This is a genomic window from Cytophaga hutchinsonii ATCC 33406 (assembly GCF_000014145.1).
GTDB classification, from domain to species: Bacteria; Bacteroidota; Bacteroidia; order Cytophagales; family Cytophagaceae; genus Cytophaga; species Cytophaga hutchinsonii.
Map to the genome: position 1 here is coordinate 2506339 of NC_008255.1, position 16303 is coordinate 2522641.

Annotated in this window: 8 protein-coding genes; 1 reads left to right on the forward strand and 7 read right to left on the reverse strand. The window is 41.6% G+C overall.

All coding sequences use genetic code 11. From position 1 onward, the window contains the following. Positions 1-62: 62 nt before the first annotated feature. From CHU_RS10535 to CHU_RS10550, 4 genes are all read right to left on the reverse strand, one after another. Positions 63-1106 carry an NAD(P)-dependent alcohol dehydrogenase gene (locus CHU_RS10535; RefSeq protein ID WP_041932703.1) on the reverse strand — a complete coding sequence of 348 codons (1044 nt, stop codon included), beginning with the start codon at positions 1104-1106 and terminating at the stop codon, positions 63-65. A gap of 480 nt (positions 1107-1586) precedes the next feature. Next, positions 1587-2819: a multidrug effflux MFS transporter gene (locus CHU_RS10540; protein WP_011585539.1), complete on the reverse strand. Its 1233-nt coding sequence runs from the start codon at positions 2817-2819 to the stop codon at positions 1587-1589. A gap of 203 nt (positions 2820-3022) precedes the next feature. Beyond that, positions 3023-4291 carry an MFS transporter gene (locus CHU_RS10545; RefSeq protein WP_049755613.1) on the reverse strand — a complete coding sequence of 423 codons (1269 nt, stop codon included), beginning with the start codon at positions 4289-4291 and terminating at the stop codon, positions 3023-3025. Between the two features lie 222 nt (positions 4292-4513). Next, the gene (locus tag CHU_RS10550) at positions 4514-4903 is read right to left on the reverse strand and encodes a YidH family protein (RefSeq protein WP_011585541.1); all 390 of its coding nucleotides are present in this window, start codon (positions 4901-4903) and stop codon (positions 4514-4516) included. Between the two features lie 351 nt (positions 4904-5254). Between CHU_RS10550 and CHU_RS10555 the strand changes: the two genes are divergently transcribed. Further along, positions 5255-7639 (forward strand): mechanosensitive ion channel domain-containing protein, encoded by a 2385-nt coding sequence (locus CHU_RS10555; protein WP_011585542.1) that lies wholly within the window; start codon positions 5255-5257, stop codon positions 7637-7639. Positions 7640-7727: 88 nt separating this feature from the next. Here the strand turns inward: CHU_RS10555 and CHU_RS10560 are convergent, their stop codons facing one another. The 3 genes from CHU_RS10560 to CHU_RS10570 form a co-directional block, all read right to left on the reverse strand. Beyond that, entirely contained in the window at positions 7728-13196 is a 5469-nt protein-coding gene (locus CHU_RS10560; RefSeq protein WP_011585543.1) for an AAA domain-containing protein, read from the reverse strand. Between the two features lie 23 nt (positions 13197-13219). Next, positions 13220-14431, reverse strand: a complete 1212-nt coding sequence (locus CHU_RS10565; RefSeq protein WP_011585544.1) for a M48 family metalloprotease — start codon at positions 14429-14431, stop codon at positions 13220-13222. Between the two features lie 286 nt (positions 14432-14717). Further along, the gene (locus CHU_RS10570) at positions 14718-16148 is read right to left on the reverse strand and encodes a nucleoside recognition domain-containing protein (RefSeq protein WP_011585545.1); all 1431 of its coding nucleotides are present in this window, start codon (positions 16146-16148) and stop codon (positions 14718-14720) included. Positions 16149-16303: the final 155 nt, after the last annotated feature.

The window sequence follows — 16303 nt, forward strand, 5'->3', positions numbered from 1 at the left end:
AATTCCGCCATGTATACATCACGGAAACGCTGACAGCACAGATTTTCAGATGGATTACTCTATTATAAGGTTGACATGTCAATAACAAAACGATAACGCACATCCCCTTTTAACATGCGTTCATACGAAGCATGAATATTTTTAATATCAATCCGTTCAATATCTGACGTAATATTATGCTGCGCGCAGAAATCAAGCATTTCCTGTGTTTCCGGCAAACCACCGATATTGGAACCCGCCAGGCTCTTTCTGCCGCCGATGATGCTGAACGCATGTACTTCATACGGTGTGGGCGGAACACCAACACAGATGTGTACGCCGTTTGTTTTCAATAAAGACATGTACATATTTACATCATGCGGTGCAGATACAGTATCCAGAATAAAATCAAAATATCCTTTCACACTATTTACCTGTGCGGCATCAGACGTAACCACAAATTTATGCGCACCTAATTTTTTGGCATCGGCTTCTTTGTTCGGTGATGTGCTCAACACCGTAACTTCCGCACCAAAGGCAACACCAAATTTCACGGCCATGTGGCCAAGACCGCCTAAACCTAATACTGCCAGTTTATGCCCCTTGCCTACTTTCCAGTGACGCAGCGGAGAATAGGTGGTAATGCCTGCACACAGCAACGGTGCTGCTGCTGCAAGATCCAGCTTATCACTGATGTGCAATACGAAATCTTCGTGTACAACAATGGTATTGGAATAGCCGCCATAAGTAGGTGTCTTTTTATCCTGTTCCAGGCTGTTATACGTACCGCTGTTTCCGTTTACACAATACTGTTCCAGGCCGTCTTTGCAGTTATCACAGGTTCTGCAGGAATCAACCAGACAGCCTGTACCTGCAAGGTCGCCGATTTTAAATTTCGTTACATGTGCCCCGACCTTTACGATCTTTCCAACAATTTCATGCCCGGGCACCATCGGGAAAATTCCCTTGAACCAATCGTTGCGGATCTGATGCAGATCAGAATGACATACACCACAGTAGTGAATATCAAACTGTACATCGTGCGGTCCAACGTCTCTGCGTTCAAAATTCCAGGGAGCAAGATCCGTTTTTTCATTTTGCGCGGCGTATCCTTTTGCTTGTATCATGTTTTTATGTTTTAGGTAGTAGGTTTTATCTTTTGTAGAAGTGCTGTTGTTGTTGTTCAAGTTACAATTTTTCGGGTTATGGGGGTGTAAAGAATTACATATAACTGACGATTATATTGCTACAACCATACTGCAGTATACATATATAGTTTAGCCTTCTTACAAAACTGTTAGAAGATGATATTTATAACATTCTTCCTGTAACACAAGTTATTATATAAATAATACACAACCGTATGTGGATTATTTCCGTAATAGGCAGCTTTAATTTCTTACCATGTTGTAACAAAAACATTACTACACGTTATACCCATTTTTTGCCTCGTTCATAACAACACTGAAATAATAATCAAGACTTTCGTCACGCGCAAGCAAACACCTGCACACACATTTATCTCACTTCTTATTCCAGGTAATTCCATGGATCTTTTTATCCAGTGGTAAATGCCTGCGGATCTCGTATAATACCAAACGATTAGATCAATGCACCACTACACCCTTACTTGCATCTGCGGCAACAATTTTGCCGGCCATCTTCTTCTCTCCCCACATCAGTAATGCCAGTGCAATACACGCAGTCGCAGACATAGACAGCACCATAGGCAGCACACTTGCGGCATCAAACATGCCGACAGCAATAGACGCTACTGCCGCAATCCCGATCTGCGAACAGCCCATCATAGCAGCCGCACTGCCTATATTCTTTGTGAACGGTGCAAGCGCCAGTGCGGAAGCATTGGGGTTGATCAGCCCCACGCAGCTCAGGAATACAAACAACATCAGGATGGTTGTATACAGATCCATCCATCCGTTCCAGGCAACGATTGAAAACACCATACCCGCTGCTACCTGCAGCCGCATAGCAAAACGGAAAATAGAAGCGCTGGAAAATTTTTGTACCAGTAAAATATTCAGCTGGCTGGCACCAATAAAACCAATAGAAAGGAATGCGAAAATTGCTCCGTACATCTGCTTACTTACATGAAACAGATCAATAAATACAATTGGAGATCCGGCTACATAAATAAACAGGGATGCAAAGGCAAAAGCACCTGAAATGGTATACGTGAAGAACTGTGTATCTGAAAGAATAGAGAGATACGTTTTCGCCATAGGTTTCAACTGTAAGGTAACAGTCTTATCGGGCTCCTGCCCTTCCGGCAAAAAAAGAAACACAATCGTTATAGCAAATAAGGCAATCAACGCTAAAAGCACAAATACAAATTTCCAGTTAAAAGCAGTCGCAACAAAACCGCCAATGCTTGGCGCAAGCAATGGCGATAAACCAATGGTTAATATAAGCATGGCAAAGATTCGGTGGTTCTGTTCAGGCGGAAAGAAATCTTTTACCATGGCCATTGCAGCCACACCTGCCACACTGCCTCCCAATGCCTGTATAAAGCGGAGTGTAATGAGCATTTCTACACCCGTTGAAAAACAACAGCCGATGCTGGCAATAATGAAAATGATGAGACCGGCATAAAGCGGTGGCTTTCTTCCAAAGCGATCCAGCAGCGGTCCATACAGCAGCTGACCAAGCGCCATCCCAATGAAATAACTGGAAACGGAAAGGGAGATACGGGCTGTAGTTGTACCCAGTTCGTTTGCTATCTGTGAAAATGCAGGCAGATAAAAATCAATGGCAAAGGGAGAAACGGTTGCCAGCATGCCCAGGATAAGTGTAATCAGGTGTCGGTTTTGTGTATGTCGCATGAGTAACGTATTGATTAAAGAGAAACAGTAAGCGGCTTTATTAAGTTTAGTATTCTGTTTCTTTTTTTATGCACAAAGATACTGATAATAAGTCAACCCGGTAGGATTCAAAATTACTTAAGCAGATAATTTATGCTTATATGAGGTAGCGCTGGTGCACCTACTGATTCCGTGCAGCCGACCACAAAATAGATATAGCCACCCTACTCCTGTTTTTTATCGAGGCTCATCATCCGCAGCAGCGGTGCTTTGATGGTAGCGATTGCAACAACGGCCAATGTGATTCCGCCTCCGATCACAACAGACGGAATTGTTCCGAAAAATTTTGCAGACACACCGGATTCAAACGCACCGATCTCATTGGATGAACCGATGAACATAGAATTCACGGACGATACACGTCCCTTCATCTCATCCGGTGTAAATGTCTGCATAATAATGGAACGGATTACCACACTCACATTATCAAACATGCCACTCAGCATCAATAAAAAAAGCGACAGATAAAAGTTTCGGGATAATGCAAAGAAAATCATACAGACACCAAAGCCTGCTACGCACCAAAGTAGTTTACGGCCGGTATGTTGCAGCGGCGGTTTATAGATCAGCAGCACTGCCATAATAAATGCACCGGCAGACGGCGCAGCACGCAGTAAGCCCAGTCCTTGCGGGCCTGCATCCAGAATATCTGCAGCAAAGATCGGAAGCAAGGCAACCGCACCGCCAAACAAGACAGCAAACAGGTCAAGTGACAATACACTTAACAGAATCTGATGCCGGAAAACAAAACGGATTCCCGATAACAGATTATCCAGCAAGGCGTGCCCTTCAACCAGTACAGGTTTGGGTTTGGGAGAAATACAGGCAATCATAATCAAGGCTGCCAACAGCAGGAAAATATTAATCAGGTAGCTAATGGAAAATCCCGCGGCTGCAAAGATGAGTCCGCCTGCGGCAGCACCGATTACAACAGAAATCTGATTGAGTGACGTGTTCCAGGCAGAAGAGTTGGGATACAGTTCCCTTGGTACGCATTGGCTGAGCAATCCGAATAATGAAGGTGCAAGAAACCCGCGTGCAAGGCCGGTTAAAAAGATCACCGCATACATGGCGCGTACGGTAAAAGATAAAGGCATTTGTATGATCTCTGCTGAAAGTAGCAGTAAACCCAGCGTACACAGAATGAGCATGGAGTAAACTGCCGTAACGATATACTTACGGTTAATTTTATCGGCGAGATAACCTGCATAAAGCGCCACACCGATAGCAGGGATTGCTTCGGCCAAACCGATCATGCCTAATGCCAGCGGATCTCTGGTGAGCGAATAGATCTGCCAGCCGACAATCACGCCCTGCATTTTAATAGCCATGGCACCGAATACACGTGCGGAAATAAAGAAACGAAAATCACGGATCCGCAATACGGCATACGGATCACGCTTTGTATGTATAGATAACTCTGGATTATTCATAGCTGTTGCCGGCATACACCACTTCACCTGTACAACGGTTGCCGGTTATTGATTTTACTTCTGTATAAATAAGATAGTAAAATTATGATGGATGTGCAAGGGTTGAAATCGTGTTTATGACCCAGGATCATGGGAGATTGCTGGTGACCCGCATACGCAGTTTCCCCTTTCACTCCTTGTCAGTTCCCTCCCGGCCGGCATTTGCATGTTGTTTCCACGCTTTCAGCTTCGGATGAGGTAATATACCAGAAACACACTGATCAGAAGAATTGCTGCTGTAAGCAGACTGATATACAAAGAAGAATGTGTATAGTTGCCTGTTTCCAATTGCTTATTGGTAGAACGGTAACGGATATACGAAAACAGAATAGCAACTACACCAAGGCCTACCAGTATAATTCCTACCAAAGCAGAAGAATGTCCATGATCTGCCGGTAACTCAGGCGCATCTTCTCCATTCAGAATAAAAGAAATCTGTTTTACAAACAATGAAAACTTAACAACCACAAAACCAAAAGCCATGATCCCCATACCCGTACGTACCCAGGCTAAGAAGGTACGTTCGTTTGCTAAATAATCAGCGGCACTGGCTTTATTTTTATTTTCTTCCATACACATTTTTATATGTAAGTAAATTAATAAAAAAGTAACGGAATACATCAGAGAATACTGTTTAAGCCATCTTTTTCTTCAGAAAAAAAATGCCCTTGTTCCTGCGTTATGCTGCACCGGCAAACACAGCTATATAACCGTATAAAAAACGATACGCATACCTAATAGTCTAACATCCGCTTCTTTCTACACGGAAGTTTATATGCCGGGCTTTTATGTACAGGCTCCATACCAGATGAAAAACAAACGGATACCCGTGCTGTAATAAGTTAATTTACGCTAAATAACAGGGGCGGATGGTATGCTGGTACGGGTAATTTCAGTAGATTAGCCAGGTAAACCGATGTATTTATGATCCGTACGTTGCACCATGCCGCCTTGCTTTTTCTTTTAATTACTGTATGCTTATTTAAAAGTTGTTATACTGCTTACGCGCAGGATTCCGTTTCTAAAGGAAAGGATTTTAAACGTGAACGGAACCGTTCATTTGCGCTTTTCAGTGATTCTGCCAGTGCTACACAAGCAGAGTATATGCTGCATCTTGAAACGGTTTTTCAAAAAATGGATTCCATTCAGAACGAAAGTATTTTAAGTCCGGAGATACTGTTATACGGGCAACAACTGAATGAAAGTGATTCCATTATACAGTTTGTAAACCAAAGTCTCCTGAAATACAATCAAACACTGAACATACGTAACATCGAAATGTTAAAGATTCTGCTGGAAGATGTACAGACAGATCTTCAGAAATTCAATAAAAGTTTTAAAACAACATACAATACTTTATCGGCACTTAAAAATGAAATCCGGGATATGAGACAGGATACACTTCTGCGTCAGATGTTCCGGGACAGTACAACACGTAAAAAATTCCTGCCGCAGCTTCAGGACCTGCGAACAAGCAGAAGATACACCGATAGTATGCTTACTGCCAGACTTTCTATTATTAACGGATTTAAAAGCAGAACATCAGCAGCATCTATTTTAAGTTCGAAACTTATTAATAAACTAAACAAACAATTAAGTTCTGCCAGTCAAAAAGTTTTTGCACAGGAATTACATTACCTGTGGGAAAAACCTGAACGCGGCGAAGAAAAAGAAGAAAGCGTATCATCGGTATTTACTGAAGAACAGAAAGCCTTGAATTTTTATTACAGCAATTCAACAGAAAACCGGTTTATAAACTGGACCATCGGATTATTATTTCTGTTCTGGATTATCCGGAATGTACGTATACTCAAACGTCTCAACAAACTTGACACCTTAAACCAGTATAACGTCACCGACATTACACGCCAGCCCATTGCTTCCGCATTCGCTGTTATCTTCAGCATCGCGCCGCTCTTTGACTTGCATGCTCCGGCGGCATATGTGCAATTGGTACAGTTCCTGTCTGTTATTGCGTTAACATTTCTTTACCGCAGACAGTGGGCCGCTCCTATTTTTTATTCCTGGTTAGCAATCATTCTCTTATTCTTTTTATTTGGGTTCACCAGCCATATTTTAGTACCGGTATTCTGGCAGCGGTGTGTTATGCTGCTGCTGAATCTATCTGCTATTGCTGTTGCCTTATATCTGCGAAAAAAATTACCCGGATCTATTCAGCTCCGGCGCTTTATCCGCGCTGTACTGATCATAGAAATCTGCCTGCATGTGCTTGCGATCTTATGTAACATTACCGGACGTATTAGTCTGTCGCAATTATTAGGTTCTACAGGAATTCTGGCTGTCATGCAGGTGCTTTCGTTATCCATGTTAGTCAAAATTTTACTGGAAGCAGTTGTAATGCAAATTCATACCAGCCGGATTCGTCAGGGAATCGAACATCCGTTTCAGGCAGACCGGGTAGTTACATCGTTACGAAAACCACTTTTATGGCTCGTTGTAATGATCTGGTTTATTGTGTTTACAACAAACCTCAATATTTATGATTCAATCTTTAATGGCACAGCTGATTTTTTAAGCGCACCAAGAAGTCTGGGCAGTATCTCCTTTACGTTCGGTAATATTACACTGTTCTTTTTTATTATCTGGCTGGCACATTTTTTACAACGGTATATCAGCTATTTACTGGGAGATACCGGCGACGATGAAGGCGAGGAAGGACTGGCACAACGTTCCAAACTTGTCATGACACGGTTAATTTTACTTGCACTGGGTTATTTAATTGCCATAGCTGCATCCGGAATACCTGTCGATAAGATTACCATTGTTTTAGGCGCCCTGGGTGTTGGTATTGGATTAGGCTTGCAGAACATCGTGAATAATTTTGTATCGGGTGTTATACTTATTTTTGACCGTCCGCTTAAAGTTGGCGACAGCGTTGAAATCGGAGACCATAGCGGCAGGGTAAAAGAAATTGGTTTACGGTCAAGCACCTTAATTACTTCTGATGGTGCAGATGTGATCATTCCCAACGGCGACATGCTGTCGCAGCACATCACCAACTGGACGCACAGCAATTCATATAAACGGATCGAATTGAAACTGGATATTGAAACAATGGAACCCAAGGATAAAATTACTTCCATACTTAAAGAGGTAATTAAATCTGCAGATCATGTATTGAAAAAAAGAGAACCGGTAGTATTACTTGAGAATACAAAAGAAAACGCATACAGCATGGACGTTTATTTCTGGTGTGAAGATTATTACAAAGCAGATCAGACAAAAAGTGAAGTACGCTATCTGATCTATCAGGAATTAAAACTAAACGGGATTCGTGTAAACGGATAAGTTCTACGCATACACTATTTCTTATAATAGAAAGCGCCTGTACATTCAGTTGTACAAGCGCTTTTCTGTTATAACGATGTGGTGTAGACTACACGTTTACATATCCTTTGTTCTGCTTCTCACGGATCATTTTTTCTTTTTCCTTTTCGGCAAGTTCTGCCGATGCAAATGTTTTCACCTGTGTCTGTCCTTTTGTTCCTGCACGTCCAAAACAAATAACCAGTTTATTGGAAGTATGTTCAAAAGCTACTTTCCAGAATTTGTGGCTGGTTTCATCTTTGTAAATCAATTCTGTAAATAGTAAATCACCATATACAGACGGGAGTTCAGCTTTTTTAACCGGCTCCTCTGACTGAACGCTGGCAGGTACAGCAGCATCCTTTGGTTTTTCGGCAGTTTGTACAGCATCGGGTTCAATCTCTGTAACGGTTGGTACAGGTACTTCTTTAATACGTTTGATTAGTTGCTGCAGCACTCTATCGGGATGCTGAAACCAGTCTTTAGCAAACAGTGTAATGGTTCTCCAGCCGAAACTCTGCAGAACAGCCGGACGTTGAAAATACTGCTCCATCAGGTTTTCATTGCTGTAATGCAGATCATCATCAAGCAAAATACCTAACGTATATTCAGTGTCTTCTTTTTTTGCTTTTACAGCAAGTGAACATTTAAAGCTGGATTGGCCTACATACGCGGCTACTTCGTAGCCTTCTTTTTCAAGGGCCTGCTTTATTTGTTCAAGTACACTATTTTTCCCCGGTGCAAAAGTCTTCTGTTTATTATCCCGTACAAGCCCATCCAGTATGGTTCTTGCCGTTGCAGTATTTCCTTCGCTGATGAGCTCTGCATAATGCAGGAATTTCTTAAAGTAATTGGCACCGGCATTGTATTCGTTTTTGATGTTGAAATGTTTGATGCTGCTTACAATGGCCATGTGCTTTTTAGCGCGGCTGAAAATTACATTCAACCGCTTCTCTCCTCCTTTTTTATTGATCGGACCAAAGTTCATGATCATTTTCTTTTTACGGTCAAATCCGTAACACACACTCATAATGATAATATCTCTTTCATCACCCTGCACATTTTCCAGATTCTTTACAAACAACCCGATAAACTGATCTTCTTCCGTGCGTGTATACGCTGCTTCTAAACGGCTTTCAAAATTCTTATCGGTTGATGCGAGCCGTGTTAAGGCATCTTCAATGGCATGCTGCTGCTCCTGGCTGAAAGCAACAATACCAATACTTTCCGGTACATTGCGGTTCAGGATCTCACGTACCATATGAGCAATGTAATCGGCCTCATCCAGATTGGCACGTTTCTCATACAAACCGTCCTGCAGGAAATGGTAACTGATGCTTCGGTCGAAAAGAGCGCTTGCATGCTGTGTACCTTCTTCTGCTTTCTGAACAACGATTGCCTGCTTTTCCTGATGATGTATTGTCTTATCCGGAATGGTCAGTAAGCCGGCATTATAAAAGGCATGGTTACTGAAACTGATCAGTGTTTCATAGCGGCTTCTGTAGTGCCATCCCAGCATAACACTATCCAGCTTACGGGCGCCTTGTGCAAGTAAGCTGTCGGCATCGTTGCTAAGCAATTCATCGTTTTCTTCCGCTGTGTATTCATCCAGATCATCGGGGTCTTCTGCTTTTGCGGTAAAGAAATTAGAAGGAGGCATTTGTTTATCATCACCAACAATAATAATCTGTGGTGCACGGTATAACGATGGAATTCCTTCTTCTAAGGTAATCTGACTCGCTTCATCAAAAATAATCGCATCGAAGCAGGCAACCTGCAACGGTAAGCTATCGCTCACACTTAACGGGCTCATCAGCCACACCGGTTTTAAATCCCTCAATACCTCTCCGCTTTCTTTTTCTGAAAGTTCCCGGATACTTTTATAGCGCATGCTTTTGGCAAACTCATTCTCCAGAATTTTTCTTCCTTCACTGTACTGTTTCTTAAATGTTTTCTGTTCACTGGTAAGCTGACTCAACGCCATATTGCTTAAATCCAGGTGATCCAGAAAATTCTTCCGGATTGAAGCGCGGATCAAATCTGCATTCTGCTTCAACAATTGTTTATATAAAACCTGAATAGCATGAACGGCTTTTTCTACTGCCGCATAATCTGTTACAGCAAATGTTTTATTTTCCAGAGAAATATGGTTGAAGGTTTTATTGGCCATGCTGGCCTGTGCTTCCCTGGGCGTTACCGGCAATGTTTTAAGCATGCGCTTGACCTGCGGATCAATTGCTGTAAATGCCTTCAAAGATGGTAACAATTCCGAAAGGACTTCTGTATTTATCTGTATGCTTTCCAGTTCATCCTGTAATTTACCAATGGTTGTATGCGCATAACTGCTCAACGCTTGCTGCAAAACAGGTTCAAGTTGTGAAAATACTCCAGCCAGTTTAGACAGATCTTTCACCAGCGCAGTTGAATTGGCTGCATGTAATAAATATTGAATCTCGGCAGTGTCTTTCTTCGTCCGGATCAGTTCAATAAACGCATACATCGTTTGCAAATCCGTTAGATGGTATTGCTGTTCGATCTCTTTTGCAATATCCGAAACGGCTTCTACAGCACTGTATTCTGCCAGTAATTGCTCCAGCACATATTTGTACCGGGGCTTAACCTGATGCTTTGAAAAATCATAGCTGTTATCAACCTGAGCTTTTAACGCTTTCCATGCACCACTAAAGAAACGGAAGAAAGACGATTCTTTTGCAGCAGCTATTTCTATTCCCTGAATAACATCTTCTTTGCTGAATTTCGTTTTCCAGAAGAGTGTATGGTTACGCGCCGCTTCCTGCTTCTCAATACGTTTTTTATACCCCGTTACCTTGCGCTCAAATGCAATTGTATCGGGATGACTCACATCCAGCAGATAAAAATTACCATATTCATTCAGTGGCTGCAGCTTTACAGAAGCCTCAGCCATGATCTTCATTACATGAAAGCTTGTGTACCGTTCCTCAATATTGTGCTGTTGAATACCGGCAGCCAGCAGTTTCAGATACTCCTGTGCTTCTGTAAGCAGCCGGTCAAGCAGGCTGTAGGGCTGATCAGAAACAAATACAGCTTCATTTATTTTGCTGAAAGGATGTTCCTGAAAAACTGCTTCTGCGCCCGACTCTTCCAAAGCCTCTCCCAACTCAGTAACAATTGTTCCGAAAGCATCCCAGTATTTATAATGCGGAATAAGTTCTTCATCTTTTGAAGGAAAAGAACGCAAAAAATCTTTCAGGTCTATCAGCTGATGGATTAACTGTCTGATTTCATTTCCAGCAAGTTCATGTGTATCCAGATGGGCCTGATGAAATTTTTCGATCATTCCGAGCTGTGCAAGCATAGTATCCAGCAGCTGCGTGCGTTTTGCAGCAATAGCTGCAAGATCCATTTTATTTTTTACAAAGTCTTCGTACGTCGCTTTCAAATTCTGAATAAACTCCCGCTTATCACTCTGGCTATCGTGAATGTAACAGCAGAGTTCATCCAGCCCCTGTTGTTTTAAGCGGTAATATACCACATCCAGCGCGGCACGTTTCTCACAAACAAAAAGTACCTTTTTACCTTGTGCTACAAAATCAGCAATAAGGTTGGTGATCGTCTGACTTTTTCCGGTACCAGGAGGTCCCTGTATGATATAGCTTTCACCGGTACGGCTCTGCAGAATTGCTTTTGTCTGTGTAGGATCGGCTGTGATGACATGGTTCCAGTCTGAAAGATTTTTCAGATTAAATGTATGTGCAGACTGTTTCCTGGGTTCCGAACTGAATAATTCTTCAAACACGTTATGATTGATGCCGGATTCAATTACTTCATTGTAATCCCGCACAAGGCTCATTTTTTTATAATTAAAATTACCGAGTACAATATTACACACATCAAAGTCCCAGCTGTATGGATTGTTTTCACTTTCCACCATTTCAAAAAGTTCTCTCTTTTTAGTGCCGGTTAATTGATTTGATGCGAGGTTAATATCATCATTGATCAGAAACTCCAGAAACGTGCTGCGTGGCTCTATGCGCTGCCTGAAGATCTCCAGACCAAGCGGCTTGTAACTTTCTGTCTGATAGCTATACGATAAATTTTTATACGTATCAAACGTACCGGTACCACGGCGCAGGCGTTTTTTATAATTGTTTATGGTTTGCCTTGCAACGCTTTGTATCAGTTTTATGCGTGGTTTATCAATGTAGTTTAATGAAATCCCCTGGTTAGCACCTTCGATCTGTTCTTTTAATAAGGCATAAAACTGTTCGGGGCTCATTTCATCCAGATCAATAAAATCAGGCAATTTAATGCCATACAGATCACGCAAATGATTTGCAAGTACAGGATTTACTTCTGCTTCGTTTGCCAGTACATTCAATACATAGTGATCTTCTTTTAATTTTTTATTCTTCTTTAATTCAACCGGAATGAGCAGCAACGGACTTTGTATGCGTTCACCTGTGTCTTCTTTCAGATTGTGCCAGTTTAAAAATGCAATCACGAGTTTCAGCTGACTGAAACCATACTCCTGCACATCACGCTGAGACTCTACCCGGATCTTATCCAGTACTGAAGGCAGATACGGATGATCTTCAAACCGCAGGTATTTATTCAGCACAATTTCATTCATGCCTTTTATTTTACCTGAAATCTCTTTGTTCCAGGTAAACAGCAGTTCAGGGCGAATGCTCTGATAATGCAATACAACAGGCACACTGCTGGCTGTCATATTTACAAAACGCATGTTCGGTTTATAATACAGCAAACGGTTCCGGCGGCTGGTATCAAAAAGCCTGTTGCGCAGTTTATTCAGAATGAACTGACTTTTGCCCTTTAATTCTTTATGCATCCAGCCGGCAACGGTTGAAAGATCTGTTTGTTTTTCCGGATCGTAATCACGGTAATTGATCAGGCGGTGAATAACATCATACAGATCCGGTGTACGCTTGCGTCTGTCCAGTTCGGTCATCTCTGTGATCAAAGCTGAAATAGTAGGATGCAGACGTCCGTTGTATTGTACCGGGTTTGTTCTGTATTGTGCAAAAAGTTTTACATCTTCCTCATCATACAGATCCAGTGCAAGAGAAATACTTCCCAGGATAAGTCCCAGGCAGAATACATCCGTTTGCGCATCGTGATGGCCCAACAGCTGTTCAAAACATTTGTATCCTTTTATGTAAGCAGGATTTAACAGCGGCTCCTGTATATTGAGGTGAACGTTTAAATTATTAAGTGTCAGACGTCCGCTATCAACATCTGTATCCATTTTTACTTTACCAACAATATCAAAGAACGTACTTTTTGTTTCCACCAGTTCAGATACGCGGCTCAATTGAAAAAACGGTTCATGCGCCAGCTTCTCATCTATATCCAGACAATGATCGGTAATAAAAAGCGCCTCTTCTTTTTCAAAAGGGGCCACCAGATCCATTTCGTGAAATGATACTACTTCTTTAAACAAGGGCAATACAAAACTAATGATATCGTCCGTTGCGTAACGTTCCATTTCTGATCCGGATTCTAAAAAATCTTTAAATAACTGAATGTTCTTTTCCATCAATCTATATCAATTCGTTCTGCTTATCCTTCGTAAATCTGTTCGCCATCACCTTCTTTCACATTATAAAAGGCAGATAATGTTTTTTGTTTATGCTGCTGAAGTTTTTTATCACTCAGGTTTAATTCCTTCTTAACAACGGCATCAAATGTTTCCTTTATATCTATATCTTCTGCAAACTGGAAGGCCCAGCCAAAAGGTATTTCTTCCAGCGTACTGTCAAGCAATGCAAAATCAAGCAGCACATACGAAAAATAATTCTTTACACTTTCGTGTGCTTTTTCCATACGGGTAATAAATGTTTCCTCCAGAATTATTTTGTCATCCCAGGAAAAATCTACAAAATACTGTTTTGCCTGGCTTACAACCAGTGTACTTCTAAACCAATTGGGCTTAAGGTACAACTGCAGAAACTGACGTGTACATGCTGCCAGTTCTTTTTGCTTAAAAATGTCGAGCGCATCAATATCCGTTACACCTTCGATCATACGAATGATCTCCTCTTCTGCTGCTTCTTTTTTTTCATGCCATAAGTGAATAGCCCTGGCACGTATAAAATTTTCAGGATGTGAAATGCTTGCGGCTTTTAGCTGCTGATCGGCAGAAAAAATTTCTTCCGCCTGTTTGATGTAACTCTCTGCATTTACCTGTTTCAGGCCTGTTGCTGTTTTAACCAAAGAGGTAATTACCGGTCCGGTACTTCCCTGCACTTCATACGCACCACGATCACAAAAAATTTCCGTATATAATCTGAAAAGCCGTGCCGTTTCCATGTACGAAGATTCACTATCGTAATTATTTGAAATTGCTGTAATAATACGCGCAGCTACTTCCGGATCTCCTCCCTGCATGGTATACAGTTTGATGTGACTCAGTTCATGTGCAATCACCGTTAGCAATTCATCATCATCCAGCAGCTGAATAATTTGTCCGCTGAAAACTATGTGTGCTTCATTATTCACAAAACCTACGCTCGCATTCAGTTCATCCGAATACTGCGCCTGATATACATACACATTGATATCAAGTCCCAGGACCTGTTTCGACTTAGCTACCTTTTCATAGATGGAAGTATCTTTCTCCGGATCGAACTTGTATGTATTTTTTAACAGCTCCGTTTTATATTGATTAAGCTGTTCATCTTTGTTTTGACTGGCTGTAAAAAAATCCCAGGTTTTTGTCTGATGCTTAAAATGATCAAGCACTTTTTGATGATAGGAAAGCAATGTAAGCATAAATAAATTTCAGCAATAAAATAAATAAGACATCCAATACGAAATGTACAACCGGTTTTATGATCCGTTAAACCTGTTTCGTTGAATGGTTAAATATACAAAAACGCATACGGACTTACTAAAAAGCTTACCGTACACTACATCCATGCAAAACACCATATTATTGTAAGCGTTACCCGGATGCGATGCCGCTGGTGCGTGTAGAGAATGGAAAACCTGCCGGGATCAGCAGGTCAGATCGGGCATCAGGCGCAGGATATGCTTTGGCTGATCAATAAACAGGTGCTTAACTTAACCCAAAAAACAACACGCTTACAAAGATGGCTGCCAGCACGCAGATAAAATCTACCCAAAGCATAGTCGTTAATGTGTAACGTACGTTTTTAATGTTTATGCTTCCAAAATAAACAGCGATCACATAGAATGTTGTTTCGGCAGCACACTGGAAGATACAGGACAAACGGCCGGTTAAGGAATCGGGGCCATACGTATTCATGGCATCAATCATAAAACCTCTCGAACCACCTGAGCTGAAAGGCCGCAGCAAGGCCACGGGAAGTGCATCTACAATGGATTTATTGAGATCAAACAGCAGGAAGAAACTGGCCAGTTTTGTTGTAATAATTTCAAACAAACCACTGTTGCGGAACAACGAAATGGCTACAAGCATTCCCAGTACATAGGGAAACACCGTAAAGCCTGTCCGGGCACCGGATGTAGCTCCTTCTACAAAGGATGAAAATACATTTTTCCCTTGCGCATCAAATACTTTTTCTTTTGCAAGAGCATATACCAGAATAAACAGGATGATGCCAAACATGAGTACATTAGACAGGTTGGCTGTAAAATGATTTTTTGAAATCAGGTCCAGGGTATTAATAAATAACAGCAGCGAAATTATAACGCCGGATAATAAACCGATGGAAAGAATGAGCGAAGCACTTTTGAAATTTATTTTCTGACGGATACCAACAATCAGCAACGCTGCAATGGTACCGATAAACGATGTAATGATACACGGCAGCATTACATCGGCGGGATTGGTGGCGTTTTGCGCCGCTCTGTAACCGATAATGGATGTTGGTATTAAGGTAAGTCCGGCTGCATGCAGGCACATAAACATGATCTGGGAATTACTTGCTACCTCTTTGTTTTTGTTCAGCTCCTGTAAGCTTTCCATAGCCTTTAATCCAAAGGGTGTGGCTGCAGAATCCAGACCAAGAAAGTTAGCCGCAAAATTCAGGGTCATGTAGGATATAGACGGATGATTTTTAGGGATCTCAGGAAAGATCTTTACAAAAACCGGACTGATCAGCACCGCTAGTTTTTCAGAAGCACCCGAATCGATAAGTAATTGCAGCAGCCCGCAGAAGAAGGCCAGGTAAGCGATCAGCGGAATGATGATATCTGTAATGGTATTTTTACAGGTGGTTAAAAGCCCGTCTGCCTGCTGTTTGCCGTGATAGATTTTCACAACCGATTTTTCGTACACAAAACTGGTATCGTTGATCACAACGCTGTGCGCCGGGCTTGCTTTCAGGCTGTCCTGAAGCGCAACCGGAAGTTCGGAAAGGTACTTTTCAGAAATAATTTTCAGGTCATCCTTCTTACCCGTTAAGCTATATTCCAGACTATAAAAAGAACCGGTGAATAAGGATACAAGTACAAATAATAACGAAGAAATAAATATCGCGAGCCAGAACCTGCTTAAAACCATTTTACTACTTTTTAAATGCTTACGTTAACGTAAAGTAACATACTATGATGAACCGATCGAAAAAACAGATCTGTTCCATTTTCATTTTCTTATCTTCCCTAAATATACTAGAATTCAAAGTAACATCTGCATGGTACGTTCATAGAAAATTCAGT

Coding starts and splice junctions, on each gene's coding strand:
- CHU_RS10535 (WP_041932703.1), bottom strand. CDS start 1,106: ATGATACAAGCAAAAGGATACGCCGCGCAAAATGAAAAAACGGATCTT.
- CHU_RS10540 (WP_011585539.1), bottom strand. CDS start 2,819: ATGCGACATACACAAAACCGACACCTGATTACACTTATCCTGGGCATG.
- CHU_RS10545 (WP_049755613.1), bottom strand. CDS start 4,291: ATGAATAATCCAGAGTTATCTATACATACAAAGCGTGATCCGTATGCC.
- CHU_RS10550 (WP_011585541.1), bottom strand. CDS start 4,903: ATGGAAGAAAATAAAAATAAAGCCAGTGCCGCTGATTATTTAGCAAAC.
- CHU_RS10555 (WP_011585542.1), top strand. CDS start 5,255: ATGATCCGTACGTTGCACCATGCCGCCTTGCTTTTTCTTTTAATTACT.
- CHU_RS10560 (WP_011585543.1), bottom strand. CDS start 13,196: ATGGAAAAGAACATTCAGTTATTTAAAGATTTTTTAGAATCCGGATCA.
- CHU_RS10565 (WP_011585544.1), bottom strand. CDS start 14,431: ATGCTTACATTGCTTTCCTATCATCAAAAAGTGCTTGATCATTTTAAG.
- CHU_RS10570 (WP_011585545.1), bottom strand. CDS start 16,148: ATGGTTTTAAGCAGGTTCTGGCTCGCGATATTTATTTCTTCGTTATTA.